Raw genomic sequence first — 25,651 nt, forward strand, 5'->3', positions numbered from 1 at the left:
AACAGGAACTTTTATGTACCAGTACCGCAAGTGGCTACGTTCTTTTCATGCGGTAGCGAAGACCGGCAGTTTCACCCTCGCCGCCGAGTACCTAAGCGTCGGCCAGCCGACAGTCAGCGAGCAGGTCAACGCGCTGGAAAAGAAATTTTCCGTAGAACTGTTCCACCGTCGCGGCCGCTATATCGAAATGAGTTCGGCGGGCCACAAGCTGTATGCGATCACCCAGGGCCTGTTCGGCCAAGAGGATGAAGCCGTGCAACTTTTACAAAGCTTCAAGCTACGCAAGACAGGCATGTTGCGCTTAGGGGCGGTGTCCCCGCCCATCGCGATGAACCTGACGTATGAATTGATGCAGCGCCACCCCGACATCGAACTCGAGACCTCGTTTTCACCTGAGAAGGAGACGCTGGACCGGCTCTTCAACTTCGACATTGATGTGGCAATTCTGGCGCTGTCCGAATTTGATGAGCGTTTTGATACGCAGCTTTACCGGCGCTACCCGATCATTGCCGTCGTGCGCGAAGACCACCCCTGGGCCAGTCAGAAAGAGGTGCACGTCGAGCAGATCAGCAACGAGAAATGGGTGCTTCGGGAGAAAAGCTCACGCACTCGTCAGCTGGTGGAGGAAAGCTGCAAGCGCCTCGACGTTTCGCTCAACTGCGTGATGCAGTTGAACAGCCGCGAAGCCATCGTGCATGCCATCGCCAAGGGCATCGGCATCGGGTTTGTCTCTGCCGTCGAGTACACCGAAACCCCCGGTACAAAACCGATCACGTTTGTAAATCACCCGTTTTCCATCGACTACCACCTGTGCTGCCTCGGTATTCGCAGAAACCGGCCAATGATTTCGGAGTTGTTCGACGCGGGTTCAACCGTCGTTATTTGATTCTGTAAGGCACTTCAGCACTCGATACGCCTACTTCTCACTGTTGAGAGGGACGGCCTTCCCCTACCCAAACGTGGAGATTCACCATGCATTACCAACAACCTGCACAACTGCAAGCCGTGGTCCTGGACTGGGCAGGCACCGTCGTCGATTTCGGTTCCTTCGCCCCTACGCAAATCTTCGTCGAAGCCTTCGCCGAGTTTGGCGTGGCGGTTTCCCTCGAGGAAGCGCGCGGCCCCATGGGCATGGGTAAGTGGGACCACATCCGCACGCTGTGCAACCAGCCACAGATCGCCGAACGCTACCGCGCAGCGTTTGATCGCTTGCCCACCGATGAAGACGTCACCGCGCTTTACGAGCGGTTCATGCCACTGCAAATCGAGAAGATCGCGCTGCATTCGGCGCTGATTCCCGGTGCCTTGAACACCATCGATGCACTGCGCGACCAGGGTTTGAAAATCGGTTCCTGTTCGGGTTATCCGGCGGTCGTCATGGAGAAAGTGGTGGAGCTGGCGCGCCACAACGGCTACGTCGCCGACCACGTGGTAGCGACCGACGAAGTGCCTAATGGCCGCCCACACCCAGCCCAGGCGCTGGCAAACGTGATTGCCCTGGGCATCAGCGACGTCGCCGCTTGCGTCAAGGTCGATGACACCTGGCCCGGCATCCTCGAAGGTCGCAGCGCCGGCATGTGGACGGTTGCGCTAACGTGCTCGGGCAATGCCCTGGGTTTGACCTACGAACAGTACAAGGCATTGCCCGCCGACCAACTGGCAGAAGAACGCAGCCGCATCATCAAGATGTTCGAAGGCTCTCGCCCGCACTACCTGATCGACACCATCGTCGATTTACCGGCGGTCATTGAAGACATCAACTCGCGTCTGGCGCGCGGTGAAACCCCTCAAGGTTCCTGAGCCTGCCAGGGCAATGACAGTGGCCGTCCCGGCGGACGGCCACGACTCAAAACCTGTCGCTAGCCCCTCAATTCCCACGGTAAGTGGAAAAGCCATACGGGCTGAGCAGCAACGGAATGTGGTAGTGCGGCACCGTGCCGTCTACTTCGAAAATGACCGGGACTTCCGGAAAGAAGCTGGCGATCTTGTGGGCGGTGAACCACTCACCGGTTTTGAACGTGACGCGGTAAATGCCTTTCTCCAGCGCCTTGCCCTCTGGATAGAACGCCGGGATACGGCCTTGCTCGTTGGTCGATGCGGTATTGAGCATCTCCCAGCCTTGGCCATTCTTCTTTTCCAGGGTCACGTTAACGTCCGGGGATGGCAGTCCGTCCTGCAGGTTCAGCACGTGAACGCTCAGGGGATTGGCCGCTGCCGACGCCAGCGAGGACAGAACGCTCAATACGGCGCCTGCAAAAAACAACTTCAATACGTTCATGTTCATCTCTTCAGTGAGTGGTCGGTAGGATTTTTGCAATGGCGGCCAGTGCGCAGCCTTCGTCGAATGCAGCTCCGCCGGCACCCGCGACACCGAGCGCGCCGATAACTTCTCCCTCGAACAGCAACGGCACACCGCCGCCGAGCAGCAGTAGCTCACTGACTGTGTTGAGGTTTTCGGCGTCCGCCGTACTGCGGGCACGCTCGGCCAGTAGCCGGGTGGGCGTCTTGGTCGACAGGGCGGTATAGGCCTTGCGTTGTGCCGCCAGGGTGTTGTGCGGGCCGACGTTGTCGTCGCGTTGCAGGGCGACCAGATTGCCGCCACGGTCGACGACGGCTACCACACCTGTTCTCCCCTGCGCATGGCAGGCCGACAACGCTGCATTGGCCAGATTATTGGCCGTCGCCAACGTGACATCCTTGCGCTGCGCAACCTGAGCATCGGTGGCCGCAACGGCAAACGTAGAGCTCATCGCCAATGCGAGCAGCCATGGGGTTGATCCGGTAATACACATGTTTTTTCCCTTGTCTGAGCCTGACTGGCCAACAGGCCGGGATAATGAACCGCTTGTTCCGTCAGAATGATTGCCTGCGGATTACCAATTTGTAATGTGCAAACACGGCAGATCGGCCTAGCCTGTATCCCGGTTCCGGAGGAAAAAATGCGTATCCTTGTCGTTGAAGATGAAGCGAAAACTGCCGACTATCTGCACAAAGCGTTGAGTGAGTCCGGCTATGGGGTGGAGATCGCCCTGAATGGTCTGGATGGCCAGCACCTGGTGCAGGAAAGTGAATACGACCTGATCATTCTTGACGTGATGCTGCCGGGTCTGGACGGCTGGCAATTGCTGCAGATCATCCGGCGCAAATGGCAGACGCCGGTGTTGTTTCTCACCGCTCGCGATGCCATCGATGATCGGGTCAAGGGGCTGGAACTGGGCGCCGATGATTACCTGGTCAAACCCTTTTCCTACGCAGAGCTCCTGGCCCGCGTGCGTACCTTGCTGCGCCGGGGCCCGCCCCGTGAGGTCGAGCAGTTTCAGGTGGCCGATCTGAGTCTGGATCTGTTGCGGCGCAAGGTCACTCGCAACGGCCAGCGCCTCACCCTGACCAACAAAGAATTTGCGCTGCTGCACCTGCTGCTCATTCGTGAGGGAGAGGTACTCTCGCGCTCGCTGATCGCCTCGCAGATTTGGCAGATGAACTTCGACAGCGACACCAACGTGGTGGACGTCGCCATCCGCCGACTGCGGGCCAAGGTCGACGACCCTTTCCAGCTCAAGCTGATCCATACCGTTCGCGGCATTGGTTACCTGCTTGAGGTGCAATCTTGAAACTAATGCCCCGCGCCCTGAGTCTGCGCCTGGCCGCCATGTTCGCCCTGGTCAGCATGCTGCTGATGGGCGCTATTGGGTTTTATCTGTATCAATCGTTGCAGCGCGAAATTGCATGGCGCGATGACCAGGCGCTGCTCGGACGCTTGCAACGCATGCAAGCGTTGATCAGCGACAGCGACAGTATCGAAGCGCTGCGCGGCCGGCCCAAGCTCTACGAAAACATGCTGGGCAATCGTGACAACCTGCTGTGGATTGTCGATGACGCTGGCAAGGTGTTGATCGAAATCAACCCTGCCCATTTGCCCCTGCCCTCCTTGCAGGCGGCCCCTGTGGCGCAACTGGGTGACGGTCCCTACGCTGAGCCCGTCCGGCTTGCCTGGCTGAATGTGGTCAACGGCGACCGCCCTCTGACCCTGATTGCCGCCAAGCTGCTGAGTGAGCGAGAACAGATGCTTGGCGCTTACCGACTCAAACTTTGGCTGGCCCTGTCCGTCGGCGCCCTGCTCGCCTTTGCGCTCGGTGGCTGGGTGAGTCAGCGCGGCTTGCGCCCGGTGCGCCAACTGGCTGCGCGGGCGGCTGGTATTGATGTTCAGCATCTGCATCTGCGGCTGGATGACTTCAATGAAGTGAGCGAGCTGCGAGTGCTCAGCAAAGCCCTCAATCAGATGCTGGCGCGCCTGGAAGACGGGTTTGCACAGCTCTCCCGCTTCTCGGAAGACCTTGCCCATGAGATGCGCACGCCGTTGAGCAACCTGATGGGGCATACCCAACAGACCCTCAGGCACGGTCGCACGATTGAGGAGTATCAGAACCTGCTGGTGTCCAATCAGGAAGAGTACGAACGTCTGGCGCGGATGATCGACAGCATGTTGTTTCTCGCACGCACCGAGCAGTCGCATATTTCGATCAAGCCCGAACAGTTCGACCTGCACGATCTCAGCACGCAGTTGTGCGACTACTTCGAAGGCGTAGCGCAGGAGCGCGACATTCAGATTATCGACCACACCCGTGGTGAGTTAATAGCCGATCCGATCCTGGTCCGCCGAGCAATGGCCAACCTGCTCGCCAACGCGCTGCGCCATGCAACGCCCGGTACTGAAGTGACCCTTGCAAGCGCCACTTGGGAAGACAGGCTCGAGCTCAGTGTGCACAACCAGGGCGAACCGATTGCCCCGCAACACCTGCCGCGGTTGTTCGAGCGCTTTTACCGGTGTGATCCATCGCGTAATCAACCGGACGATTCCGGTGGCCTGGGCCTGGCAATCGTCCGCTCGATCATGCAAATACACGGTGGCCGCGTGAGCGTTGACAGCGCTGAAAGTGGCACTCGCTTTTGCCTGGAATTTCCGCTGAAAAAAGGCTCGTCCGGGTGTTAGTCACCTGCAGGAAACCCGGCGCCCTCAATGTGATAAACCGTCGGTTCGCCGGAAAAATAATCCTCCAGGCCCATCATGAACAGCCGATGGTCTTCACTCGCTTCGAAGCCCGGTGTGTGATCCTCGAGTGATTGCCATTGCACGATCAGGTTGAATTGCTCGGGCGTTTCGATCCCTTGCGCGAGCATGTGGCCGCCGTAACCCTTTGCGCGGCAGAGCAACGGCGCGACCTCGGCAAATGCCCGTCTGAAGGCTTCAATGTGTTCTTTGTGAACGGGGAGCAGCGCGATTTCATAAATCATGGCGTTCCTTGAATTCAGGTTTAACGATTGAAAAAACACAGGGTCGAGGTGAGCCTACGGCGCGATTGAAATCGCGATCTTCCCCTGGATACCGTTGTTGGGAGTCTCCAGCCGGGCATGGGCGAGCGGAATATCGGCAAGCGAATAGACCGCGCCAACGTGTGGCAGCAACTGACCGCGCTCAATCAACGCGCTCAACTCATCCAGCTTGCCGCGGTTCTGTCGGGTGAACACGAAGTGATAACTCGCGTTCTTGCCCCAGGCCTGAACGACGTTTTGTGGCTGTGCGATGTCCACAATCGAGACCACGCGGCCCAGTTGTGCGAGCACGTCGGGGCTGCGCGACAACGTGTTGCCGCCAATGGTGTCGAACACCACATCGACGCCGTGGCCACCGGTCTCCCGATTGATGGCGTCGACATAATCTTCCTTCTCATAGTCGATGATCACGTCAGCACCTAACCCTCGTACGAACTCGGCGTTCGCGTCGCGCACGGTCGTGAACACCCTGGCGCCCATGGCTTTGGCCAGCTGGATCGCCACATGACCGACGCCTCCCGCGCCGCCGTGCACCAGGATGCTCTCCCCTACCCTGAGCGCCGCTCGCACGACCAATGCTTCCCACGCCGTCCCGCCCACCAGGGTCAGGCTCGCCGCCTCGAGATGGCTCAGCGAAGGGGGCTTCTTCCCGACAATGCTTTGGTCAGCAACGTGGTACTCGGCATAGCTGCCCGGGCCGTCGAATATTTGCGGGGTGTACCAGACTTCGTCGCCTGGAACGAAACTCGTCACGCCGGGGCCGACGGCTTCGACAACGCCCGAGACGTCATGCCCGGTAATGGCCGGCAGTTGCACCAGGTCTGGGTAATCGCCTCGTCGAACCTGGAAATCCAAAGGATTGATGGAGGTGGCGTGGACCCGCACCAGGACTTGTCCCGCGTGAGGTACTGGTTTTGGCACGTCGCGCAGTTCGAACGATTCCGGGCCACCAAATGAGTTGAGTATCAGCGCTTTCATTGTGCATCCTCGTTTCGACAAAAAGGGATATCGGGATTTTTCGATATACCGGGGTAAAAAAACAGGCCGTTCTTTCCCTATGGTTTCAGCATCTTGTGCGTCCTTGTTTCGATAAAACGGGATATCGGGATTTACCGATTTAGTAGCGTAAAAAATTACAGCTCTTTGCCGATGATCTCGGCAAGCAAACGGATGGTCGCTTCATTGCGCTTGTAGTACGTCCACTGACCGATGCGCCTGACTTCGACCAGGCCCGCTCGTTGCAGGGTCGCCAGATAGTCAGACACCGTCGACTGCGACAGCCCCACGCCTTCCTGAATACTGCTGACGCAAACGCCCACCGTATGAACGTCACCTTCGTCCTGAGGAGGAAAGTGCTTCACGGGGTCCTTCAAACCTTTGAGGATTTCGAGTCGCGTACGGTTTGAGAGGGCTTTGAATATTTCGAGTAATTCCATGGGGCGATCATATCGAGATTTACCGATATGTCAATGCAGAAAATATAGCCCCAATGCAAAACTCATCGCTTTCCATCGACTCGAGTTGGGTGGGGCAAACTCAGAGACAGGGTCAACCGGCTCAAATGCCTCAGTCGACGTGTTGCGCACACAAACGATTGCTCTTGTTTGCGATGGCCCCATCAACAACCGTCGTATTGGATCTTTCCTTGCCGATTGACCGCTCTAGACTCCATTCCCACGACTCACCCGAAAAGGAATCCATGCTCGTACGCGATTTCGACTGCCAACCCGTTATGTGCGGGAGCACGCTGAGGCTCAGGCCTTTGGCCGAAAGTGATTTTGAAGGGCTGTATCTGGCGGCCAGTGACCCACGCATCTGGGCCGACCATCCCGCCAATAACCGCTATAAACGGGAGGTATTTGAGGCGTACTTCGCCTCTCGCCTGACCACGGGTAAAGCGCTCGCCGTTATCGATATCGACTCGGGGCAGATTGTGGGTACTTCAAGCTATTACACACCGCCTGATCTGCCGGACAGTATCGCTATCGGGTTTACCTTTTTGCTGCGTGCGAAATGGGGTGGCGATACCAACCGCGAGCTGAAGCGTCTGATGGTGGAGCATGCATTCAAGGCGTATGACACCGTATATTTCCACATCGCGCCCGGGAACATTCGCTCGCAGAAAGCCGCGATGAAAATTGGCGCAGTGCACCTGTATGACGCCGAGCTGAACCTGTCCACCGCGCCTGCCTTGTGCAAGTACTATGGACTTACCAGAGAGCAATGGGCTGCGTCTCAACCAATCGCCTAAAGCGCCACTGTTCAGGCGATGTTTTTTAATCGCTACGTAAACGTCATCGCCCATGTAATGAAGCCTGCAACCCCCGTCGTCCAGGTCAGCGCGGCCAGGAAAAGTCCGTCGGTAAATTTTTCCAGCAGGTGATTTCGGCTGAATTGTCGGGTTCGCAATGACCAGTAGGACAGGATCGTTGTGAGCAGGTAGAAGATGGCGTTGATCGCAAGCAGGTCATCCCCCAGGGTGCCCTCCTTTCTCAACGTGCTCACCACTTGAAAAATACCGATCACCGTCAGGCAGACGCCCACCATGGCGGATGAGGCGACGAAGATATGGACACAGATGTCTTCATTCAGACGGATAGATGACTTGGTTTCGCTCATGGCGGTTGCCCTCGCAAGGGTTAAAAAACCTGATCTCCGAAACGCCAGGGCCCATCCATCTGGCCGAGACAGATCAGTCAGGCCGGCGCGTCAGCCAGTGTAGCGACTCCTTTATCAATCGAAGTCAGAATGATCCGAACAGCCATCACCACCCCGGCGAGAACGGCGGCAAGACCCGCTGCTTCCAAAGGGGTCGGCAGCCGACCATGAAACAACAGGCCGAGTAATGTCGCGAACAGCGATTCAAGGGCTATCAGTTGTCCTGAAAGCACCATGGGCAGGCGATGGGACGCTGCGTTCCACGCCCAGGCCCCGACGAGTGAGGACATCGCGGCAATCCCCAGCGCCCAGGCATACAAATGTCCTGCCATGGAAAAACCGAAACCGAGAACAGGCAACTTCAGAAGGTCGAGCGCCTGCATGACCGGTAACAAGCACAAGGCGCCCATTCCGGCACCGGCCATCATGAGGCCTGTCCAGACACCGGACACATTCGCCGGGAGTTTTTCCAGGGCACGCTGATTCAGCAGGCTGAACACAAGCCACAAGACAACGGCACAGACTGAAAATATCAATCCCATCAGCCACGACCCTTGTCCCGCAACGGGTTGATCGATACTGCTGAGGTTCGTCAGCAAAAGCCCGCCCGTCAACAAGGTCAGTGGCAGTATCAGTCGGCGCCATGGAAGCGTTTTTTGTGTGGCGTTGCTGAGCACGGCCAGCAAGACCGGCACCATGCCAATGAACGCCGGAGTCAGCACAGGGCCACCAAACACCACGCCGGCGGCAATGCAGGTGCTGTACCCGAGGTATCCGGTCACGCCGAGACCCGCAGCGAGCAATTGCTGTTTGCGACGCAGGCACCTTAGCCGGGCGCGACAAAGCACCATGATCACCGCACCCAGTGCACCCGCAATCAGAAAGCGAAGAACCATCAAGTCATAGAGGCTATAGGCGCCAGTGACATAGGGCGCTATGAAGTTCAGCGCCCAGCTCAGGGTCGCGACCACAGCAAGGGTCACTCCGCAGATGATGTTTGAGTGAGCAATCGTCATCAGGCATATCCATGAGGGATTCAACTCATGTTGCACAGGGCCAGGGGTATGCTACAAACGAGTTCTCGGTCCTGGACGCATAACGCCTGATTATGAATACGCTTGGAAAGTCATTACCGCCGCTTGCCAGTTTGCTGCCCTTTGAAGCGGCAGCGCGCCTGGAAAGTTTCTCGAAGGCTGCGGATGAATTGCACATCACTCAAGCGGCGGTCAGCCGTCAGATCCGCGCGCTCGAAGAGAATCTTGGACTGAAGCTTTTTGACCGCCGCAACCGCGCAGTCTTCCTGACACAGGAGGGGCGTGAGCTAGGGCGCGTCGTGACCAGCGCATTGCAAAGCATCGGCGGCAGCGCCGTTACCCTTCGTGAATCACCCCACAAAAACCGGGTCGTTTTACTGTGTCAGTTGTGTGAAGCGTTTTATTGGTTGATGCCACGTCTTTCAACGTTTCACCAGCTACACCCGGAAATCGAAATCCAGGTAGCGACATCCACTCGACCGTTGACTGAATTCAATGACCATTTTGATGTTGCCTTGCAAAGCACCGGACGCCCCAGCGGCTCGCATGCTCTGGCGTTCACCGCCGCTGATGAAGTGTTCCCTGTGTGCAGCCCGCACTACCTGACTGCCGGACAGTCACTTCCGATTACCGACCTTCGCCGCCATACGCTTCTGCACCATCGCGCCACGCCACCGCACTTGATGGAATGGGATACGTGGCTGAACGCCTTTGGGCAGACGTTAGAGGGTTATCCTCAGGGCTCCGTATTTGATAGCTACCCTTTGATGCTCCAGGCCGCCGTCGAGGGGCATGGAATTGCAATGGGTTGGCGCCGAACCGCCAGCAGGCTGATTGACAGCGGTGCTCTGGTAAGACCTTGTGTAGAAAGTGTCTCTTTGCCTGAAGCGATTTCCGTTTTCAGACGGTATGGCGCAGAAGACCGGACTGAGGTGCACGCGCTGATTGAGTGGCTTGCAGAGGAATTACGTGATGGCAGTTGAAAGCGTTATTTCGAAGGCGGCTTCTCGGGAACGATAGAACGCACGGTGGTCGGGGGGGGGGCCGTCAGCCAATAAGAATCGTGCCTGCGGCAATCACCACGCACGCCAGCACCTTGCGGACAGTCAGGGTCTCGCCCAGGAAGAAATAACCGATCAACGCCGCAAACAACACGCTGGTTTCGCGCAATGCCGAGACCGCTCCCATGGGTGCGTGGGACATGGCGTAGATGACGATTCCGTAGGCCAGCAGCGAGACCAGTCCGCCGAAGAATGCCGTGAAAAAACCGGGACGCAATGTAAACAGACTGGGGGCGCCGCGCAGGCCGATGTACACCAGTGGCATCATTACGCCCCACAAGGCGCACATCCATACCGTGTAGGCGATCGGGGCGCCGGACAGGCGTGCGCCAATCCCGTCGGTGACGCTGTAAGCGGCAATGAAACAGCCGGTGCCCAAGGCGTAAGGCAGGCTTGGTACCGCAAGCCTGCGCCCCTTAAAAGCCAGGGAAATAATTCCGCCCGACACCAATGCAATCCCCAGCAGCGCGGCTGCGCCGATACTTTCTCCGGCAAAAACCGATGCGCCGAGGGTGATCAGAATGGGCGAAGAACCTCTCGAGATCGGATAGGTCTGCCCGAGGTCTCCGACCTTGTAGCTCCTGACGAGAAACAGGTTGTAGCCCACATGCAGGACCGCTGAAAGCACGACATAAAACCAGCTGGCTGGCGCCGGTTGCGTGAGGAACAAGGCCGCCGTTGCACTGACGATAGCGACCGCCAGACACATGACCGTCATCGACCAGAGTCTGTCGGCACCGCCACGCAGAAGCGCATTCCAGCTGGCGTGCAGGAGTGCGGCGAAGAGTATGAGCAGGATGATGTGTAAGGGCATGCGTCATCCTAATCATCTCGGCGTCTGGATGAAAGCACAGTCCCCTCCCCGATCGTGCCAGCTCGACAGTCATGATGGGGCCAGCGAATCTGAATGGTCACATTGAAGGGTGAACCGCGTACGTCATGCTGACGACCCGTTACGACGTTTAAAAAGCTGCCACCTCGCGCTCAAACCAACAGTTCGGTGATCCACCGAGCCTGCTGGGCGACTTCCTGAGTCTTCTCCTCGGGTACGGCCTGCCGTGCCCGGGTGAAGTGCCTCAGAGTTTGCTGCTTGTGGCGCAGTATGTGCTGCCACTTCAGTAGAAATGTCGGGCTGCGTGCCTGCATCTGCAACGGCCCGAAGTACAGTTCCTCGGCGCTGTACCGCACTGGCCCGGAGCGTTCGGCAACAATGATTTCGTAGTAGAAACGGTTCTCCCGCAGCAGCTCCTCACAGACGATGCAGTAGCCGTTTTCCATCAGCCATTGGCGCAGTGGCTGTTCACCGCCGTTGGGCTGCAGGATCAGGCGCTCCTGCCCGGTCAAATGTGCCTTGCCGCTGTCGAGGATGTCGCGAATCGTCTCACCGCCCATGCCACAGACCGTGATCGCCGTGATTCCGTCTTCCAGCTCGATCGCCGCCAGGCCATTGGCCTGGCGCACAGTGATCTGCTGCTCCAGGCCATTCTCGCGCACGGTGCGTTGGGCGCAGAGAAATGGCGTCATCGCCACCTCGCCAGCCACCGCTGCGACGATCGCACCCCGGCGCATCAATGCCACTGGGAGATAGCCGTGATCCGAGCCGATATCGGCCAGGCGCGCATCGGCGGGCACATGCGCCGCCACGCGTTCCAGGCGCATGGACAATGTGTGTTCGTTCAACTGCAGTTCCTTTTCACCACGAATGCCCGGCACCTTCGGCCGGATCGGGACGCGATTGTGTCGGGCATCGTCGTGCAATTCAAATTCAGGCGACCACGGCCATGGCAATGCCGTTGCTGACAGGGCGCAATCGGCCGCAGCAGATCGTCATGGCATTTATGCAGTCTGTCGACGCATGGTCAGGATGGCGGCGCCGAAAAAGATGAATGTCGACCCCACGACCCGGCTGACCCAACGGGACAGCTCGGGCCGCGTCAACACGCCATTGGCCCGGGAAGCCAGCGCGGCGTACAGGCTCAGGGAGACCACCGACAACGCCATGAAGATCGAGGTGAGGATGAAGAACTGCGGCAGCAGCGTTGCGCTCTGATCGATGAATTGCGGGAACAGCGCGGTGTAAAACATCGTCGCCTTCGGGTTGGTGACCGCCGTCAGGAAGGCCGACTTGTACAGTTTGAAAGGCGTGGGCCTGCTCTTCTTCGAGTCATCCCGGACACCGTCCGCCAGCATCGGGCTCTTGTTGAACAACTGACGGGCCCCCAGGTAAAACAGGTACCCCGCTCCCAGGATTTTCACCGCGTTGAACAGCCACTCGGAACTGGCCAGCAACGCCCCCAGCCCCAACATCGCGGCAGCCGACAGGCAGAACAGGCCACTCGCATTGCCAAGGGACGACCACACCGCACTGCGTTGCCCGTAAGCCAGGCTGTTGTTGATCGCCATCAAGGTCGCGGGTCCAGGACTGGCGATGGCAATGGCGGCGACGAGGGTGTAGGTAAAGATCGAGTGAGAATCCATTTTCAATGCTCGCGAGGGTTGGAAGGTGGCGAATTTTACAGAATGTAAACAGACCACCAGTCTATCTGCATTGCGTGAAACTGTGGGCAGTGACGCGAAGGTTGGGCCCGGCTTCCAGGCCCAATTGCTCAGGCCTGCCTCAAAGCCCCCTCAAACGCCGGCGTCAGCCCCGACAACTCCAGCTTGCGCACGAAGTCGCCGAGACGCTGTTGCTTGTAGGCGTCCACATCCATGTCGCGATAGTCGTAAAAGCCCTGGCCGTCTCGCAGGCCATTGCGGCCGTTCTGCATATTGTCGGCGATCACTTGTGGCGACTCGAAACGCGGTGCCAGCGCGCCGCTCAGGTAACGCGATGCGTAGTAGAGAATGTCGCCTCCACCCCAGTCGATGAACTCGAGCAGGCCCAGGACCGAGAAACGCAGGCCGAAACCCACGCGCACCGCAGTGTCGATGTCTTCCGCGCTTGCCACGCCCTCCTCGACCATCCGTGCGGCTTCGTTCATCGCCAGTGCCTGGATGCGCGGGACGATGTAGCCGGCGACCGGATTGCACACCACCGCCACCTTGCCGATGCGCTTGAGCAGTTGCAGCAGCCGCTCGACCACGTGCGGGCACGTCGTTTCGCTGCGACTGACTTCCACCAGCGGCATCAGGTACGCCGGATTCAGCCAGTGCGCGTTCACGAAACGCTTCGGCTCACTGACCATTCCACTCAGCTCGGTGACCAGAAAGGTCGAGGTCGTCGAGGCAATGATGGTCGAGGCCGGAACATGCTCGCTGACCCAGGCGAAGGTCTCCTGCTTCACCGCAATGACTTCCGGCACGGCTTCGAACACCAGGTCGCACCGGCTGAGTGTCGCTGCAGCGCGGGATCTGGCTTGCAGCGTCAACCGTGACATCGCGATGTCCGCCTGGTCCGGCAGGAGCACACCGAGGCGCACCAGCATCTGCAGTTCGCCGCGAACATTGTTTTGCACACGCTCGAAGTAGGCGCGCCGCTCATCCTCGGCGCGCTCCTTGATGTCGATGAGGGTGACCGGCAGGCCCGCGTGGATGAACGCCAGCGCAATGCCCTCGCCCATCCGGCCGGCACCGACCACGCTGACTGACGGCAGCGCCGCGTTCATCAGTTGTAGCCCCGGGTCAGGAGCTCGGTCATTTGCGCCCGGTCAAGACTGGCCAGCCCCAGGTTCTCCAGGGTGCGGCCTTCGGCGTAGAGGTCGCGTGCCGCCACCACCGAGGCGATGCTCAGCAGGCCTTGCGCCACGGGAGTCGGGACACCGGCCCAGCGCCCCACGGAAACCAGGAAGGACAGGCCCAGGCGGGTGTCTTCGAGCATGTATCTATGGGTCTGCAAGTCGATGTCTTCGCGCCAATCGCCGCTGTCGGTCAGCTTGCCGTGGGCACCCCGTCCGTACATCCACTCTTCGCCGTCGCGGGTGTTGTAGTGATCAGCCAGCGGAAAGTGCGGTGCGCCATAGGTCAGTGCTTCGCGCACGGCCATGCGTTCGGCATCCAGCTGGTTGGTCACCCGGCGAATCGACGGCTGGGTGCCCTCGTTGTGAATGTCCCAGGCGTCGAAATGCTCAAGCGGACCGGCGTTCATCATGATCAGCGGCGGATGAATGATGGGGCCCGCGTTCATCAGCGCACCGCTCAAGGCGTCTTCAATCGGCTCGACACTCGGGTAGGCTTCGCGCAGCACAGCGAAGGCGTGGTCGGACAGGTTGCTGGGGAATACGCCGGTCGGCAGGCGGGTGGCGTAGCCGCTGATCACCAGGTCGCTGGCGCCGTGCTTGCGCACCAGATAGGGCAGCGTACCGGTTTCAGCGAAGGCGACTTTGCTCTGGTTGCCCGCATCGGCCATGGCCTTGGCGAACACGTAGCTGCCGAAGGTACCCGGTGGCAGGAACACCACTTGACCCTCTTGCAGGTGCGGCGCGACGTGTTTGGCAAGGTCTTCGTGGGAGGTCGACGGCAGCGGGATGATGACCAGTTGCGCGTCACTCAGGGCTTCGGCGAGGTCGTCGGTCAACGACAGTTTGTCTCCCTGCTGACCGACAGACAACTGACGCGTGCCACGGTAGTCCCTGATCGTCAGCGCGCCGATGGCCAGCAATTCCTTGAGCGCTGCGCCATCGCGACGCCACAGGCGAGTCAGGTGGCCTTTCTCAGCCATTTCGACAGCAGCGGCGTAACAGCCGTGACCACCACCCAGCACGGTAATATTCATCGAGATGCTCCTTTGATAAGAGACTCGATCCTATCGAGCCACGCCGCCAGCGACTTATCCGATTGCGCAACCGACTGACCCATTGCGCAGAAGTCTCAATGCCTGTGCCGTCGCAGGGTGTCTGACGGCAGGCAGCCGTAGCGTTGCCGGTAGCCGCTGGAGAAATGCCCGAAGCTGTTGATGCCATGACGCAACAGGATATCGGTGACGGTTTCCCCGACCCTGGCCTGCTTCAGTGATTCGTGGATCAGCGCAAGCCGGCGATCGCGAATGTAGTCGACCGGCGCCTGCTGGAGGAACTGGTTGAAGCCGTTCTGCAAGGTGCGCACCGAGACGCCACAGAGTTCGCTCAAGGTCGCCAGGCTGATCGGCTCGTCGAGGTGTTCCTCGATGTAGTCACGAGCCTTTTTTACGTGATGCGGCAGCGGTGCGCGGGCGTCGTTCAACAGATCCGCGGAGTAGTTGTGCGGCAGCTGGGTCAGCAGCAATTGCATCAGGTATTCGGACAGGCTGCTGGCAATGCGTGAGCCGTCGACGCCGCTGCCGTACAGCCGGCAGATATAGTCCAGGGTGTGATAAAGGCTGACGGCACCGGCGCTCAGATGGTCGACCCTGACATCAAAGATCACCGACTGTCGCAGGCTGCGACCTAGCAGGCGTTGCAGGTGCGTCTCCAGGGCGTCACGGTCGACGCGCAGGATCAAGTTGCGGCATTCGCCATCAGTGACGATGCGGCTTTGCGCGAACGGCGAGGAAACGCTCAGGTAGCCCGACTGCATCGCCGCGCTTTGTCGCCCGTGCGCCACTTCGCACTGCCCCTGCAAGGTAATGCGAAACAGGTACTGATCGGCAATGTCGCCGATGGTGATCTCCACCGGGGCGCCGTAACGCAAGTCGAGCAATGCCAGGTCGCCGAAAAATACCCCGTTGAGCCGGGTGTAAATGGGCGCGTCATGCAGCACGTTGAAGCTGTGCGGGCACAGGTAATGGCTGACCTTGGCCTTGATCTCACGGTAATCGGTTGAGCTGAGCAGGCTGTGCCGCTCCAGCAGGTGTACATCATTCAACATCGAGGGCTCTCCTGATCTGGAGCGAATCGGCCCCGCTGCGTTTGCACGAAGCGGGGCCGTGGTGTCGATCATGAACGATCGCACATCACGCCGGGGTCGGGTACTCACGGGCATAGCTTTCGCGGAAATGACGGCAACCTCGCCACAGCAGAAACACCGTCAACACCGACGCACCAGCGATCACCAGGGACATGGACGAGCCCACCGCCGCCGGCGAGCCGAAGTAACGGTCGGTCAACAGCGCCACCAGCGTGGTGCCCACGCCCAGACCGAGCAGATTGCTGATGAGCAGGAACACCGCCGAGACCTGTGCACGCACCTGATTCGGCGCGAGAATCTGCATCGCGGCGGTGGACGCCGGCATCGGAAACGAGGCAAAGAACATCGCCGGTACCAGCAGGGTCACCGACAGCCACAGCTGATCGACTTGCGGGAACAGGATGGCGGGTATCACCATGCCCAGTGCGCCGATCACCCCGGTGCGCATTGCGGCGTCCTGATGGCCGCGCTTGGCGAGGAAGTCGGTGAGCCATCCGCCGAACAACACCCCGGTGGTGTTGGCCAGCAGCAGCACCGTACCGAGCATGTAGCCCGCCTCGACCGGCGTCAGGCCGAACTTGCGGATGTACAACGCCGGGCTCCAGCTCATCATGCAGAACAGGGCCATGGCGTAGAACGAGAAACCCAGGTAATGGCAGGTGAAAGTCGCACGGTGACGGCCGAGAAAGCGGATGCCATCGCTCATCGCAACCTTCTTCGGCCGCCCCTGCGCATCAACCTGCAAGCCTTTGCGCGCGGGGTCACGCACGGTGAGCCAGATCAAAATGCCGACCAGGATGCCGGGCAGACCGACAATGAAAAACGCCAGCTGCCAGGCTTTCATGGCACCGAGAAAGGCGACCTCGATGGTGTTCATGTCCTTGAGCAGCGCAATCACATAGCCCCCCACCAGGAAGGCCAGGCCGCCACCGACGAACGAGCCGATCGAGTAGATGCCCACCGCGCGGCCCAGTTTCTCCTTGGGGAACATGTCGCTGAACATCGAATACGCAGAGGGCGACAGGGCCGCTTCGCCGACGCCCACGCCAATGCGGGCGAGGAACATGTGCAGGAAGTTTTTGCTCAGGCCACACGCGGCGGTCATCAGACTCCAGACCACCACGCCGACGGCGATGATCTTCGGCCGGGAGAAGCGGTCCGCCAGGTAGGCGATGGGCATGCCCATGAAGGCGTAGAACAACGAGAACGCGAGCCCGTGCAGCAGGCTGAACTGGGTATCGCTGATTTGCAGGTCGGCTTTGATCGGTTCGATCATCAGCGCGAGGATCTGCCGGTCCACGAATGAAAAGATGTAGGCGACCATGCACAGCCCCACCACGTACCACTCGTAAAGGTAAGTCTTCTTCTTTTGCAGGACCGCGTTATTGACCTGGACGTTCACGGGTATTTGCTCCTCTTGGAATACGCTCATGTGCGCAGCGCGCCGGCTAACGGCGCGCAGGACACCGACTGGGTAGTTGCGGGGCAGATGCAAAAGACGATGGGTTCAAACATGGCCGGGCCTCTTATTGTTTTGGGGTGTAACCCTGGTTGGATCGGGCTTACCAGAACTTCCAGGTGTAGGTCGTGGCGACACGGAATTCGTTGTAGTCGTAGCCGTACTTCTGCTTCACGTCGATGTTGCGCAGGTCCAGCCCAAGTCCTTGCAGCGGCCCGCTCTGCACCACGTAGTTGAGCCCCAGGTAGCGTTCGCTTTCCTGGTTGTCGCTCAGGTCTGCGCCGCGGTTCCAGTGGGTCCCTTTGGTGTAACGGGTGTAGAACTTCAGCCCCGGCATCCCCATTGCGGCAAAGTCATAGCCGTAGCGCGCCGACCAGGATCGTTCACCCGGGCGAACAAACCCCAGGGACGACCAGTGCACCAGGTACGGTTGCGGGATATAACCGTTCATGGTCGGGAATACGCTGTCACCGAGCATGCGCTGGTAACTGACGCCAAACATATGGGCACTCTTGAGCAGGGTGAACAAGGCACCGTAAGAGCGGTTGTCGATCTCACCGTTCAACGCCTCGCCCTCTTCGTTGTTATTGAAGTAGCGCAAGTCGGTTTTGAGCTTGTAGCCATTCCCCAGCTCAGCCATATGCATCAGGCCGACGTAGTGCTGCTGATAAATATCGTGCAGCACGCCATAGAAATAACTGGCTTGCAGGTTTTTGCTGATGTCGTAAGTGGCGCCGCCGAAGTCCAGGCCATCACTGTCGAGATTATCGGTGGAGCCGTACTTGTACAGTTTCTCGTGGTTGGAAGATTCCCGCGTCACGGCAGACCAGAAACGACCGCCGGTCAGCGTCAACCCATCGATCTCCTTGGACTCCACCACGGCCCCCTGGTAAATGGTGTCCAGCTGGCGACTGGGGTCATCGAACGCAACCGGCAATTGCGGGCGCAGATCACCGACCTTCAACTCGGTCTTGCTGTAGCGCATCTTGAAGGTGGCCCCGGCCCGACTGTAGTCGTCGGCGGTCTGCCCGTCACGAACGCTATAAGGCAGCGAACCGTCATTGCCCGAAGAGTCCAGGCGCACGGCGTATTGCGCATCCACATCAAGACCGATGGCCAGGGCGGTGTCGGTGTCGGTGTAGCCGGACGTAAATTGCGCATCGAAACCCTGAGACCAACTGTGCACTTCAGAATCCGGTGCCTGGGTGTTGGTGTAGTTACGGTGCAAGTAGAAGTTGCGCGTATCCACTTTGAAGTGACTGTCTTTAATCACATCAGCTTGTGCGGCCAGTGGAGAACAAATCCCCAACACACTGGCGATACCTATTCCACGGCATGACTGCCTTACTTGATACATCTGACATCTCCACATCTGTATGTGCCTGGGCACTGTTTTTATAGGAGCAGAATCAAACCAAAGACCACCGGGGGTGGTGCGAGCAGGGCTTTTTGTTGTTATGGGGTTAAAACGCCACGCGGTCTCAATGGAACAGCCCGCAACGACGACAACCCGTGTCTGTCCAAGGTAAGTCAGCAAGCGCTGCGCCGATATCAAGAAGAACAGCATCCGAAGGAGGGAAATCTCCCACCCCGCTAAAGGTTTCTCTTAGGCGGCTATGAAGCGGAAGATGATGGTGCACGTGTTCTGCCTGGCAGCCTCCCCGATTGCGCAGGCAACTCTCTAATTGCGCAACCCGGTGCAGACAACCGGCCGAACGGTCGCTGGCACAAGAATTACGCTGTGTCGGCATTCGCGAAGCAAAAAAAAACCCCGCAACCGAATGGGGTGCGGGGTAAAAAATTGGTTGGTTGCGGCCAACCAAAGGAGCTCTGTAGAAAACGTCAAGGCGCCGGGTTCAGATGCAATCCTGGGCAGCGCGTTCAAAACTCGACGGCAAAAAGTTCGAGGCCAGCAAATGTCGTTCGTAGATGAACACCTTGCCGCCGCTGCCGGCCTTGTACGCCTCCAGCACGTTGTCTGCCGACACCTTGCTCGGCACCACGATCCGGTAGCTGCGCTGGGTTTGCGAAACAGTGGGATTCAACGCGCTGCCCTGCAATTTCGGTACTACGCAGTCGGCGTACTGGGCGGGGGTTTTGCTGGTCTTCAAGGTCATGGTCGGGTCGTTCGGTGCGCTGGCACAACCGGCGAGGAGCAACGTGCCAAACGCCATGGCAGACACACAGGTGGAGCGCATCAATCTCATCCTCAACAAAAAATACGGCTTATCAGGCAGCAGAACCGCGTCACGCCGGTCGCCGTCGTCATTCGATGCAGGGGATTGTCCGGCTATTGTCATCAAAGTAGAACTTGCGTTTCGTGATGGTCACTATTACTTCTAACAATAGTTGCGCGACGCGCAGACGGGTAAACACTCGATCACCACTGAAAAGATTGAAGAGGATCTCTCCTTGAGAACTTTTGACTTCATCCGCGACGCCGTTCTGCCCGATTTCCGTGACCGGGTGGCCGAGTACCTGGTCCAGTACGAATCCGTACTGATGGGCGAACAGGCGCCCGACCCCGAGCTTGCACGGGCGACCGCCAATCAGTTGCGCGGTTATTTGCGTGGTTTGAACACTACGCGGGTGTTGGGGATGGCGGATTGGGAGGAACTGGATCGGCGAGTGGTGGACCTGTGGCTTGGGCCACCGTCCGCTCAGCAGTAAGTTGGTGGACGGTCCGGGCAAGGTGCAGCAGCGGTCTAGACTAAACAAAGCTACACGCCTCCAGCCTCTTGATTCAGGGGAAACGGGATGACCGGGAAAACAGCGCGCCAATGCTCGTCATGGCTCCTCCCCGCCCTCCTCGCCATCAGCCTGGCGCTGACGACGGGGTGTTCCGGCAAATCAAAAGCGGCGCGTTATTCCACCTCGAACATAGGCTCCAACTGTTATGCAAAAGCACTTCCCACGGCTGGCGAAGGTGGATTGGCCTGGGGCAACACGTTAAGCATGGCCCGCAAAAAATCCATGGATAACTGCATGCGCTATGCAGGCCGCTCCGGTGGCACGCCGAACACCTGTCAGGTGGTGTTATCGGAGTGCCGGCATTGATAGCGCGAGCTACCCCTGTGGCGTAATTACTGCCACCGCTCCTTAAAATGAAGATTCAAGTTGTTTTTTCTCAATCAAATGGAATGATCTGAATGGAACTCATCAATCAACTGCAACCCCACGCGTGTGCCGGCATGGAGGACATCCGACGCGAAATAGATGCCCTCGATCAGGCGGTTATCAAGCTGTTGGGCAAGCGTTTTCAATACGTTCTTGCGGCCTCGACGTTCAAGACCTCCGCCGCATCGGTCCGCGCACCGGAACGGTTCAAAGCGATGCTGGCAACACGTCGCGAATGGGCGGAAGCAGAAGGCCTGAGCCCGGATGCAATCGAAAAAATGTACAGCGACCTGGTGAGCCATTTCATCGCCGAAGAAATGAAACACTGGGCGGCTCATTCGACCACCCCCTGATCAACGCGTGCGGGCTACCCATTTTAAATCGGAGGCCCTGCCCGGTTCATTCCAGACCCTCTGCCAGCAGTGCCCTTTGTACTGCCGGTCGCTGACGGACACGGCTGTACCACGTCTGAAGATGAGTCAGGTCGTCGAAATATATCGGCGCGTTGTACTGCGACTTCAACCAGCCCGCCTGCCCCCAACCTGTGAGGGCGAACAGGTAAGCATCGGCAACGGTGAACGTGTCGCCCAGCAGGTAGGTCCGGTCAGCGAGTTGTTTATCGATCCATGCAAACCGCGCCTCCAGCTTGGGCCTTGCAGTGTCCACGTACTTGCCGGCCAACGTGGCATAGAGCAGCGGGATAAAGCCCTTGTGGATCTCCGACGTCAGAAAGCCCAGCCATTCCTGAAGCCGATACCACTCAAGGGTGCCACTGGGTGGGGTCAGCCCCGATTCAGGTTTCTGGTCGGCCAGGTACTGCACGATCACCGGGCCTTCGCGAAATCGGGTGCCGTCATCCAGTTCAAGGATCGGCACGTAGCCGAGGGGATTGATGTCGTAGAAATCGATGTCACCTTCGACCTTGTGCCGGCGATGATCGACCTTGAGTAGCGTGACATCCAGACCCAGTTCATTGATGACGATATGCGGGGAAAGTGAGCAACTGCCGGGGATGTAGTAGAGCTTCACGCGCGATCTCCTGAAGGGTCACTTCCACCTGGAAAGTGAGGAATGACTATCTTAGGGATCAGGTATATAAAAGGAAGAAGGCACTTTTTTATCATCTAGGTACAAAAAATATACCTGAAAGAGTGTGAGGATATTTCGTGAAAAGGAATGTGACTGGCTGCTCGGTGGAGGAATCCATGCGCCTGCTGGGTGGGCGTTGGCGACTGCTGCTGGTGTCCTACCTGCTCGATGGCCCCAAACGCTTCAATGAACTGCGGCGCGATGTTCCGGGCATTTCGCAGCGGATGCTCACCCTCGACCTGCGAGCCCTTGAAGAAGTGGGGCTGGTGAAACGTACGGTGTTCCCGACCGTCCCCGTCAAAGTGGAATATGAGCTTACCAAAGAGGGCGACCGGTTGAGGCCGGTCGTCAGCGTCATGCAGGAATTTGGCCTGTGGCTCAAGCAGAGCGGCAAAACGCAGATGCCGTCAGACGACGTGCAGGCGGACAAAGACTGACAGGCATTACTTGACGAGCCGCTTCTCCTTGGACGGCCGATAGCCGAAATACGCGCTGTAGCATTTGCTGAAATGACTTGGCGAAACAAACCCGCACGCCACGAGCACCTCCACCTGTGACAGCTCCGTGTGCTGCAACAGTCGGCGCGCTTCGGTGATGCGCAGTTCCAGGTAATAGCGCTGCGGCGTTGTACCCAGTTGCTCTTTGAACAGACGCTCGAGTTGCCGACGGGAGCGGCCCGCATAGACCGCCAGTTGCTCCAGTTCCAGCGGCTCTTCGAGGTTGGCGTCCATGAGCTTGACCACCTCGCGCAACGGCGCGCTGACGCAGATGTTTTCCGCCGGTTTGATACGCCGGTAACGCGACTCTTCGAACGCCAGGATGTCCTCGACGCCTTCAACAAGCGCTTTGTCGTACAGGCCTTTGATCCAGTCCAGCGCCATATGGAACGCGCCGGAAGGACTGGACGCCGTGAGCCGGTCGCGATCAATGACGTAGGGTTCGCTGCTGACGTGGGTCGCTCTGGAAATCTCAGCGAGCGCCGGGCGATGCTCGGGGTGGATCGCGCAACGGTAGCCATCGAGTAAACCGGCCTTGCCCAGGAACCAGGCGCCATTCCACAAGCCGGCCAGCATCACGCCCTGCTCGGCTGCTGTTTTCAGTAGCGTGATGAACGCCTCATTGGCTTTCAGCTCGGTTCGGTAACCGCCACAAACGACCAGCAGGTCCAGCGCTTTGGTCGCTGAACTGTCGATCACGGCATCTGGCCGGATCACCAGCCCCAGATCGCTGATGACCTCCCCTTCGCTCAAGCCAAACGTGCGGGAAGTAAACAAACCGGGGCGTAAAAGATTGGCGGTGATGATCGTATCGAGCACCTGCGTGAACGCCGGCAACGAGAAATGTTCGAGCAGCAAAAATCCTGTGCGGACCACTTGCGGTGTTTCGCCGGGGTTCTCATTCAAGTAGCGAAGGTTTTTACCCTTCATCCCTCCGCTGAATTGGCGTCGTTCGATCAATGCTCGACCTGCTCTGTCAAAAATGAACACGTTATGGGGTGCGCTGCCAAAGCGCAATGTTGGCGGCGAGAAGAAACGCGAACCTTTTCCTCTTGCATCTTGATGCTACGCTTTGAAAGCGACGCCCTCAAAACTCCACTGCTCACGCTCGAGAGTGAAAACATGAAGTGGATCCTGATCGGTGGCATCACCGTAGCAATTATCGGCACGCTGACCCATGGGATCATCCAATGGAAAAATGCCGAAAAACATACCCAGGAATTACGCTGTGGTGAGGCCAGGGAGACGTTAAAGGGCGTTGAAGTCAGAGCACGCGCGCTGGCTGCAGGAATGACCGTGGATGCCTACGCCAAGGCCGAAGAAGATGAAGTGGCGAAACTGATCGGCGCGCTCGACGCCGCCACCAATGACGTTGAAATTGATTCGGTCATAGAGTCCCACGCGTCTGCCATTGGTGCCGAGGACGCGGCGATTGACGCTGAAGTCGATACGCGGGGCGATCAGGCCTTTCTGGAGCAACGACTGCGCAAACAACGGATCCCGGGGGACATCAAACAAGAACTCGAACGCGCTGCAAAGGCCGTCAAACTCACTTGCAGCTAACGCCCGGCTTCGTCCCTCCTTCCCGTGCACGTCAGTCCATGAGCAGTCTGCGATCTTTTGATCTGGTTGTCGGCGCGCAAATCAAACACCGAAGTCCTGCTCCAGTTCCGTCTGCAACCACTCGATAAACCACGCCACATCTGCCGAAAGCTCGGCCGAAGGGGTCAGCACCCGATAGCTTTCCAGCTTGACCTGGCTGTCCAGCGCCCTTACCAGTCTGCCGGCGTCGAGCTCTTCGCGCACCAGCACTTCGTTGGCCAGCGCGATGCCCTGCCCGCTCTCGGCTACCGACAAGGCGTGGTCGTTGTTGACGTAGAGCATGTCCGAATTGAGATGAAAATCGAGGCCATGGGCAGCGAACCACAGGTTCCACCACTCGCCGTCATCGACGTGGATCAAGTTGTGCTTCACCAGATCGGCCGGGCTTTGGATGGGGTCGATGCTGGCCAGGTAAGCCGGAGTGCAGATTGGGAACACCCGAGGACAAATCAGCGTGGCACGGGAGTCGGCATATTGCCCGTCCAGGCCGTAGACGATCCCCAGGTCAGCGGACTTGCCGTCTACTTCGGTGAACGTGGAGTTGGGCTCAATAGCAAATTTCAACCCCGGCCGCAGGTGACGCATCGCTTCGATCCGTGGCATCAGCCAGCGTTTGGCGAACCCCGGAACCACCATGATGCGCAGCCACCGTTCGGTAGCCTTGGGGCGTGCTTCCTTGCCCGCTTCAATGATGAGCTGCAAGGCCGCCGAAATCTTGCGGTGATACTTCTCCCCCGCGATCGTCAAGGTGACCCCGCGAGACGTGCGCTCAAACAGCTGCGTGCCCAACCACTCCTCCAGCAGCTTCACATGTCGGCCAATGGCGGGCTGCGTCACATGCAGGGCTTTGGACGCCTCGACATAGCTGCCCAAACGGGCCGCAGCATCAAAGGCACGCACCGCATTCAGGGGTGGCAATCGGTGGTCAGGCATAGGATGTGCACGCCTTCTGCTATTAAATTATTTAACAACAGCTATGTTAAAACTGAAGTTTCGCTCTCGCAACCGCTCACTGATAATCGACCCCACAGCACAATAAAAAAACACCTGAACGCAATTCGATCCTGCCCAAAAAAACAATATCCAGCGCTCGCAGGCTTCGCTGTTTACAGCACATCCGCAGCGGTGGGGGAATCGGAGGTAACGCATGAATGCCCTGCATTCGCTGCAAACGCTGGCGGTGTCCATCCGCTCAGTGCGTAAAGTCTACGGTGATCCACAGACGGGCCCGGTGGCGCTGAAAAGCATCGACCTGGACATTCATGACAACGAATTCTTCACCCTCCTCGGCCCTTCCGGCTGCGGTAAAACCACCCTCCTGAGGATGATCGCCGGGTTCGAATTTCCGACCCAGGGCGAGATCCTGCTTTACGGCGAAAACATCGCCGACCGCCCGCCGTTCGAGCGTCCGGTCAATACCGTGTTCCAGCACTACGCCCTGTTCCCGCACATGACCATTGCCGAAAACCTGGCCTTCGGTCTCGAATCGCACCCGATGGGCAAGGTGATGAAAAACGCGCAAATCGCTGAACGAGTGCGCGAGATGCTCGCGTTGGTGCAGATGGAACGGTTCGCGGCACGCAAGCCGGCCCAACTGTCCGGCGGTCAACAGCAAAGGGTTGCCCTGGCCCGCGCCCTGGCGCCGCATCCCAAAGTGTTGCTGCTGGACGAGCCACTCTCGGCCCTGGACCTCAAGTTGCGCCAGGCCATGCGTGAAGAGCTCAAAAGCATTCAGGCGAGGACCGGTATCACCTTCATTTTCGTGACCCACGATCAGGAAGAAGCGCTGACCATGTCCGACCGCATTGCGGTGTTGTCCGAAGGCGAAGTGCAGCAGGTCGGCCGCCCGGAAGACATCTACGAACGGCCGCGCAATCGTTTTGTGGCGGACTTCATTGGCGAAACCAACTTCATCGACGGCACGGTCACCCGGATCGAGGCGGGCCAGGCCTGGTTCGCCGGCCCCGCTGGGCACCCACTGCC

31 protein-coding genes are annotated in these 25,651 nt (G+C 58.8%); 12 read left to right on the forward strand and 19 right to left on the reverse strand.

Going from position 1 to position 25,651, the window contains the following annotated elements:
• Positions 1 to 13: 13 nt before the first annotated feature.
• Both GBC55_RS22830 and phnX read left to right on the forward strand, forming a co-directional pair.
• Positions 14 to 886, forward strand: coding sequence for a LysR substrate-binding domain-containing protein (locus GBC55_RS22830; RefSeq protein WP_162439776.1), 873 nt, complete (start codon positions 14 to 16; stop codon positions 884 to 886).
• 86 nt (positions 887 to 972) lie between these two features.
• Positions 973 to 1,800 (forward strand): phosphonoacetaldehyde hydrolase, encoded by an 828-nt coding sequence (phnX, locus tag GBC55_RS22835; protein WP_162439777.1) that lies wholly within the window; start codon positions 973 to 975, stop codon positions 1,798 to 1,800.
• Positions 1,801 to 1,867: 67 nt separating this feature from the next.
• Here phnX and uraH read toward each other — a convergent pair whose 3' ends face one another.
• A complete protein-coding gene (uraH, locus tag GBC55_RS22840; protein ID WP_162439778.1) occupies positions 1,868 to 2,278 on the reverse strand; it encodes a hydroxyisourate hydrolase in 411 nt (136 codons plus the stop codon).
• A gap of 10 nt (positions 2,279 to 2,288) precedes the next feature.
• On the reverse strand, positions 2,289 to 2,792 hold the full coding sequence (locus GBC55_RS22845; protein WP_162439779.1) for a heme-binding protein: 504 nt from the start codon (positions 2,790 to 2,792) through the stop codon (positions 2,289 to 2,291).
• 147 nt (positions 2,793 to 2,939) lie between these two features.
• Here GBC55_RS22845 and GBC55_RS22850 point away from each other — a divergent pair, with 147 nt between their 5' ends.
• Positions 2,940 to 3,611 carry a heavy metal response regulator transcription factor gene (locus GBC55_RS22850; protein WP_162439780.1) on the forward strand — a complete coding sequence of 224 codons (672 nt, stop codon included), beginning with the start codon at positions 2,940 to 2,942 and terminating at the stop codon, positions 3,609 to 3,611.
• Positions 3,608 to 4,990, forward strand: a complete 1,383-nt coding sequence (locus GBC55_RS22855) for a heavy metal sensor histidine kinase (protein WP_162439781.1) — start codon at positions 3,608 to 3,610, stop codon at positions 4,988 to 4,990. Before GBC55_RS22850 ends, GBC55_RS22855 begins: the two co-directional genes overlap by 4 nt.
• On the opposite strand, the gene GBC55_RS22860 is transcribed toward GBC55_RS22855, so the two are convergent.
• The 3 genes from GBC55_RS22860 to GBC55_RS22870 form a co-directional block, all read right to left on the reverse strand.
• Positions 4,987 to 5,292 carry an antibiotic biosynthesis monooxygenase gene (locus tag GBC55_RS22860; RefSeq protein WP_162439782.1) on the reverse strand — a complete coding sequence of 102 codons (306 nt, stop codon included), beginning with the start codon at positions 5,290 to 5,292 and terminating at the stop codon, positions 4,987 to 4,989. The genes GBC55_RS22855 and GBC55_RS22860 overlap by 4 nt on opposite strands.
• Before the next feature lie 54 nt (positions 5,293 to 5,346).
• Positions 5,347 to 6,309 (reverse strand): zinc-dependent alcohol dehydrogenase family protein, encoded by a 963-nt coding sequence (locus GBC55_RS22865; RefSeq protein WP_162439783.1) that lies wholly within the window; start codon positions 6,307 to 6,309, stop codon positions 5,347 to 5,349.
• 155 nt (positions 6,310 to 6,464) lie between these two features.
• On the reverse strand, positions 6,465 to 6,767 hold the full coding sequence (locus GBC55_RS22870) for a metalloregulator ArsR/SmtB family transcription factor (RefSeq protein ID WP_162439784.1): 303 nt from the start codon (positions 6,765 to 6,767) through the stop codon (positions 6,465 to 6,467).
• Between the two features lie 263 nt (positions 6,768 to 7,030).
• Here GBC55_RS22870 and GBC55_RS22875 point away from each other — a divergent pair, with 263 nt between their 5' ends.
• The gene (locus GBC55_RS22875; RefSeq protein WP_178114325.1) at positions 7,031 to 7,582 is read left to right on the forward strand and encodes a GNAT family N-acetyltransferase; all 552 of its coding nucleotides are present in this window, start codon (positions 7,031 to 7,033) and stop codon (positions 7,580 to 7,582) included.
• Positions 7,583 to 7,614: 32 nt separating this feature from the next.
• Here the strand turns inward: GBC55_RS22875 and GBC55_RS22880 are convergent, their stop codons facing one another.
• Positions 7,615 to 7,950 (reverse strand): hypothetical protein, encoded by a 336-nt coding sequence (locus GBC55_RS22880; protein ID WP_162439785.1) that lies wholly within the window; start codon positions 7,948 to 7,950, stop codon positions 7,615 to 7,617.
• Between the two features lie 77 nt (positions 7,951 to 8,027).
• Positions 8,028 to 9,005, reverse strand: a complete 978-nt coding sequence (locus tag GBC55_RS22885) for an EamA family transporter (RefSeq protein WP_162439786.1) — start codon at positions 9,003 to 9,005, stop codon at positions 8,028 to 8,030.
• Positions 9,006 to 9,097: 92 nt separating this feature from the next.
• Between GBC55_RS22885 and GBC55_RS22890 the strand changes: the two genes are divergently transcribed.
• Complete coding sequence (locus GBC55_RS22890) at positions 9,098 to 10,006, forward strand: LysR substrate-binding domain-containing protein (RefSeq protein ID WP_162439787.1); 909 nt, start codon at positions 9,098 to 9,100, stop codon at positions 10,004 to 10,006.
• A 64-nt stretch (positions 10,007 to 10,070) separates the two neighbouring features.
• Here the strand turns inward: GBC55_RS22890 and GBC55_RS22895 are convergent, their stop codons facing one another.
• The 9 genes from GBC55_RS22895 to GBC55_RS22935 all read right to left on the reverse strand — a co-directional run bounded on the left by GBC55_RS22895 (position 10,071) and on the right by GBC55_RS22935 (position 19,561).
• Positions 10,071 to 10,898 (reverse strand): DMT family transporter, encoded by an 828-nt coding sequence (locus tag GBC55_RS22895; protein ID WP_162439788.1) that lies wholly within the window; start codon positions 10,896 to 10,898, stop codon positions 10,071 to 10,073.
• A 170-nt stretch (positions 10,899 to 11,068) separates the two neighbouring features.
• The gene (locus GBC55_RS22900) at positions 11,069 to 11,764 is read right to left on the reverse strand and encodes a tRNA (adenine(22)-N(1))-methyltransferase TrmK (protein ID WP_281508188.1); all 696 of its coding nucleotides are present in this window, start codon (positions 11,762 to 11,764) and stop codon (positions 11,069 to 11,071) included.
• Between the two features lie 156 nt (positions 11,765 to 11,920).
• Positions 11,921 to 12,562: a LysE family translocator gene (locus GBC55_RS22905; protein ID WP_162439790.1), complete on the reverse strand. Its 642-nt coding sequence runs from the start codon at positions 12,560 to 12,562 to the stop codon at positions 11,921 to 11,923.
• A gap of 128 nt (positions 12,563 to 12,690) precedes the next feature.
• On the reverse strand, positions 12,691 to 13,689 hold the full coding sequence (locus GBC55_RS22910) for a 3-hydroxybutyryl-CoA dehydrogenase (protein ID WP_162439791.1): 999 nt from the start codon (positions 13,687 to 13,689) through the stop codon (positions 12,691 to 12,693).
• Positions 13,689 to 14,795: an NAD/NADP-dependent octopine/nopaline dehydrogenase family protein gene (locus GBC55_RS22915; protein WP_162439792.1), complete on the reverse strand. Its 1,107-nt coding sequence runs from the start codon at positions 14,793 to 14,795 to the stop codon at positions 13,689 to 13,691. The genes GBC55_RS22910 and GBC55_RS22915 overlap by 1 nt, the downstream gene beginning before the upstream one ends.
• A gap of 95 nt (positions 14,796 to 14,890) precedes the next feature.
• Complete coding sequence (locus tag GBC55_RS22920; protein WP_162439793.1) at positions 14,891 to 15,865, reverse strand: AraC family transcriptional regulator; 975 nt, start codon at positions 15,863 to 15,865, stop codon at positions 14,891 to 14,893.
• 85 nt (positions 15,866 to 15,950) lie between these two features.
• Positions 15,951 to 17,306, reverse strand: a complete 1,356-nt coding sequence (locus tag GBC55_RS22925; protein ID WP_162439806.1) for an MFS transporter — start codon at positions 17,304 to 17,306, stop codon at positions 15,951 to 15,953.
• 160 nt (positions 17,307 to 17,466) lie between these two features.
• Entirely contained in the window at positions 17,467 to 18,720 is a 1,254-nt protein-coding gene (locus GBC55_RS22930) for an OprD family outer membrane porin (RefSeq protein WP_162439794.1), read from the reverse strand.
• Positions 18,721 to 19,219: 499 nt separating this feature from the next.
• A complete protein-coding gene (locus GBC55_RS22935) occupies positions 19,220 to 19,561 on the reverse strand; it encodes a hypothetical protein (protein ID WP_162439795.1) in 342 nt (113 codons plus the stop codon).
• A 214-nt stretch (positions 19,562 to 19,775) separates the two neighbouring features.
• Here GBC55_RS22935 and GBC55_RS22940 point away from each other — a divergent pair, with 214 nt between their 5' ends.
• From GBC55_RS22940 to GBC55_RS22950, 3 genes are all read left to right on the forward strand, one after another.
• Positions 19,776 to 20,033: a hypothetical protein gene (locus tag GBC55_RS22940; protein ID WP_162439796.1), complete on the forward strand. Its 258-nt coding sequence runs from the start codon at positions 19,776 to 19,778 to the stop codon at positions 20,031 to 20,033.
• A gap of 87 nt (positions 20,034 to 20,120) precedes the next feature.
• Positions 20,121 to 20,420 carry a hypothetical protein gene (locus GBC55_RS22945; protein ID WP_162439797.1) on the forward strand — a complete coding sequence of 100 codons (300 nt, stop codon included), beginning with the start codon at positions 20,121 to 20,123 and terminating at the stop codon, positions 20,418 to 20,420.
• A gap of 92 nt (positions 20,421 to 20,512) precedes the next feature.
• Positions 20,513 to 20,833, forward strand: coding sequence for an isochorismate lyase (locus GBC55_RS22950; RefSeq protein WP_162439798.1), 321 nt, complete (start codon positions 20,513 to 20,515; stop codon positions 20,831 to 20,833).
• A gap of 46 nt (positions 20,834 to 20,879) precedes the next feature.
• Here the strand turns inward: GBC55_RS22950 and gstA are convergent, their stop codons facing one another.
• Entirely contained in the window at positions 20,880 to 21,509 is a 630-nt protein-coding gene (gstA, locus tag GBC55_RS22955) for a glutathione transferase GstA (RefSeq protein ID WP_162439799.1), read from the reverse strand.
• Between the two features lie 137 nt (positions 21,510 to 21,646).
• Here gstA and GBC55_RS22960 point away from each other — a divergent pair, with 137 nt between their 5' ends.
• Positions 21,647 to 22,006 carry a helix-turn-helix domain-containing protein gene (locus GBC55_RS22960; RefSeq protein WP_162439800.1) on the forward strand — a complete coding sequence of 120 codons (360 nt, stop codon included), beginning with the start codon at positions 21,647 to 21,649 and terminating at the stop codon, positions 22,004 to 22,006.
• Between the two features lie 6 nt (positions 22,007 to 22,012).
• On the opposite strand, the gene GBC55_RS22965 is transcribed toward GBC55_RS22960, so the two are convergent.
• Positions 22,013 to 22,996 (reverse strand): GlxA family transcriptional regulator, encoded by a 984-nt coding sequence (locus tag GBC55_RS22965; RefSeq protein WP_162439807.1) that lies wholly within the window; start codon positions 22,994 to 22,996, stop codon positions 22,013 to 22,015.
• Between GBC55_RS22965 and GBC55_RS29885 the strand changes: the two genes are divergently transcribed.
• Positions 22,910 to 23,629 (forward strand): hypothetical protein, encoded by a 720-nt coding sequence (locus tag GBC55_RS29885; protein WP_348650983.1) that lies wholly within the window; start codon positions 22,910 to 22,912, stop codon positions 23,627 to 23,629. The genes GBC55_RS22965 and GBC55_RS29885 overlap by 87 nt on opposite strands.
• An 81-nt stretch (positions 23,630 to 23,710) precedes the next feature.
• Here GBC55_RS29885 and GBC55_RS22975 read toward each other — a convergent pair whose 3' ends face one another.
• Positions 23,711 to 24,601, reverse strand: coding sequence for a LysR substrate-binding domain-containing protein (locus GBC55_RS22975; protein WP_162439801.1), 891 nt, complete (start codon positions 24,599 to 24,601; stop codon positions 23,711 to 23,713).
• A 214-nt stretch (positions 24,602 to 24,815) separates the two neighbouring features.
• On the opposite strand from GBC55_RS22975, the gene GBC55_RS22980 reads away from it, so the two are divergent.
• The coding region (locus tag GBC55_RS22980; RefSeq protein ID WP_247266973.1) for an ABC transporter ATP-binding protein at positions 24,816 to 25,651 on the forward strand (836 nt) is incomplete at its 3' end.

The sequence above is a fragment of the Pseudomonas sp. TNT3 genome, assembly GCF_010095445.2.
Lineage (GTDB): Bacteria > Pseudomonadota > Gammaproteobacteria > Pseudomonadales > Pseudomonadaceae > Aquipseudomonas.

What these genes read in the sequence shown, in the direction of transcription:
- GBC55_RS22915 (WP_162439792.1), bottom strand. Translation starts at nt 14,795, where the DNA reads ATGAATATTACCGTGCTGGGTGGTGGTCACGGCTGTTACGCCGCTGCT.
- GBC55_RS22920 (WP_162439793.1), bottom strand. Translation starts at nt 15,865, where the DNA reads ATGTTGAATGATGTACACCTGCTGGAGCGGCACAGCCTGCTCAGCTCA.
- GBC55_RS22895 (WP_162439788.1), bottom strand. Translation starts at nt 10,898, where the DNA reads ATGCCCTTACACATCATCCTGCTCATACTCTTCGCCGCACTCCTGCAC.
- GBC55_RS22965 (WP_162439807.1), bottom strand. Translation starts at nt 22,996, where the DNA reads ATGAAGGGTAAAAACCTTCGCTACTTGAATGAGAACCCCGGCGAAACA.
- GBC55_RS29885 (WP_348650983.1), top strand. Translation starts at nt 22,910, where the DNA reads ATGTTCGAGCAGCAAAAATCCTGTGCGGACCACTTGCGGTGTTTCGCC.
- GBC55_RS22975 (WP_162439801.1), bottom strand. Translation starts at nt 24,601, where the DNA reads ATGCCTGACCACCGATTGCCACCCCTGAATGCGGTGCGTGCCTTTGAT.
- GBC55_RS22880 (WP_162439785.1), bottom strand. Translation starts at nt 7,950, where the DNA reads ATGAGCGAAACCAAGTCATCTATCCGTCTGAATGAAGACATCTGTGTC.
- GBC55_RS22930 (WP_162439794.1), bottom strand. Translation starts at nt 18,720, where the DNA reads ATGTATCAAGTAAGGCAGTCATGCCGTGGAATAGGTATCGCCAGTGTG.
- GBC55_RS22830 (WP_162439776.1), top strand. Translation starts at nt 14, where the DNA reads ATGTACCAGTACCGCAAGTGGCTACGTTCTTTTCATGCGGTAGCGAAG.
- GBC55_RS22950 (WP_162439798.1), top strand. Translation starts at nt 20,513, where the DNA reads ATGGAACTCATCAATCAACTGCAACCCCACGCGTGTGCCGGCATGGAG.
- GBC55_RS22870 (WP_162439784.1), bottom strand. Translation starts at nt 6,767, where the DNA reads ATGGAATTACTCGAAATATTCAAAGCCCTCTCAAACCGTACGCGACTC.
- GBC55_RS22905 (WP_162439790.1), bottom strand. Translation starts at nt 12,562, where the DNA reads ATGGATTCTCACTCGATCTTTACCTACACCCTCGTCGCCGCCATTGCC.
- GBC55_RS22865 (WP_162439783.1), bottom strand. Translation starts at nt 6,309, where the DNA reads ATGAAAGCGCTGATACTCAACTCATTTGGTGGCCCGGAATCGTTCGAA.
- GBC55_RS22850 (WP_162439780.1), top strand. Translation starts at nt 2,940, where the DNA reads ATGCGTATCCTTGTCGTTGAAGATGAAGCGAAAACTGCCGACTATCTG.
- GBC55_RS22935 (WP_162439795.1), bottom strand. Translation starts at nt 19,561, where the DNA reads ATGCGCTCCACCTGTGTGTCTGCCATGGCGTTTGGCACGTTGCTCCTC.
- GBC55_RS22890 (WP_162439787.1), top strand. Translation starts at nt 9,098, where the DNA reads ATGAATACGCTTGGAAAGTCATTACCGCCGCTTGCCAGTTTGCTGCCC.
- GBC55_RS22875 (WP_178114325.1), top strand. Translation starts at nt 7,031, where the DNA reads ATGCTCGTACGCGATTTCGACTGCCAACCCGTTATGTGCGGGAGCACG.
- GBC55_RS22860 (WP_162439782.1), bottom strand. Translation starts at nt 5,292, where the DNA reads ATGATTTATGAAATCGCGCTGCTCCCCGTTCACAAAGAACACATTGAA.
- GBC55_RS22845 (WP_162439779.1), bottom strand. Translation starts at nt 2,792, where the DNA reads ATGTGTATTACCGGATCAACCCCATGGCTGCTCGCATTGGCGATGAGC.
- GBC55_RS22910 (WP_162439791.1), bottom strand. Translation starts at nt 13,689, where the DNA reads ATGAACGCGGCGCTGCCGTCAGTCAGCGTGGTCGGTGCCGGCCGGATG.
- uraH (WP_162439778.1), bottom strand. Translation starts at nt 2,278, where the DNA reads ATGAACGTATTGAAGTTGTTTTTTGCAGGCGCCGTATTGAGCGTTCTG.
- GBC55_RS22885 (WP_162439786.1), bottom strand. Translation starts at nt 9,005, where the DNA reads ATGACGATTGCTCACTCAAACATCATCTGCGGAGTGACCCTTGCTGTG.
- phnX (WP_162439777.1), top strand. Translation starts at nt 973, where the DNA reads ATGCATTACCAACAACCTGCACAACTGCAAGCCGTGGTCCTGGACTGG.
- GBC55_RS22945 (WP_162439797.1), top strand. Translation starts at nt 20,121, where the DNA reads ATGACCGGGAAAACAGCGCGCCAATGCTCGTCATGGCTCCTCCCCGCC.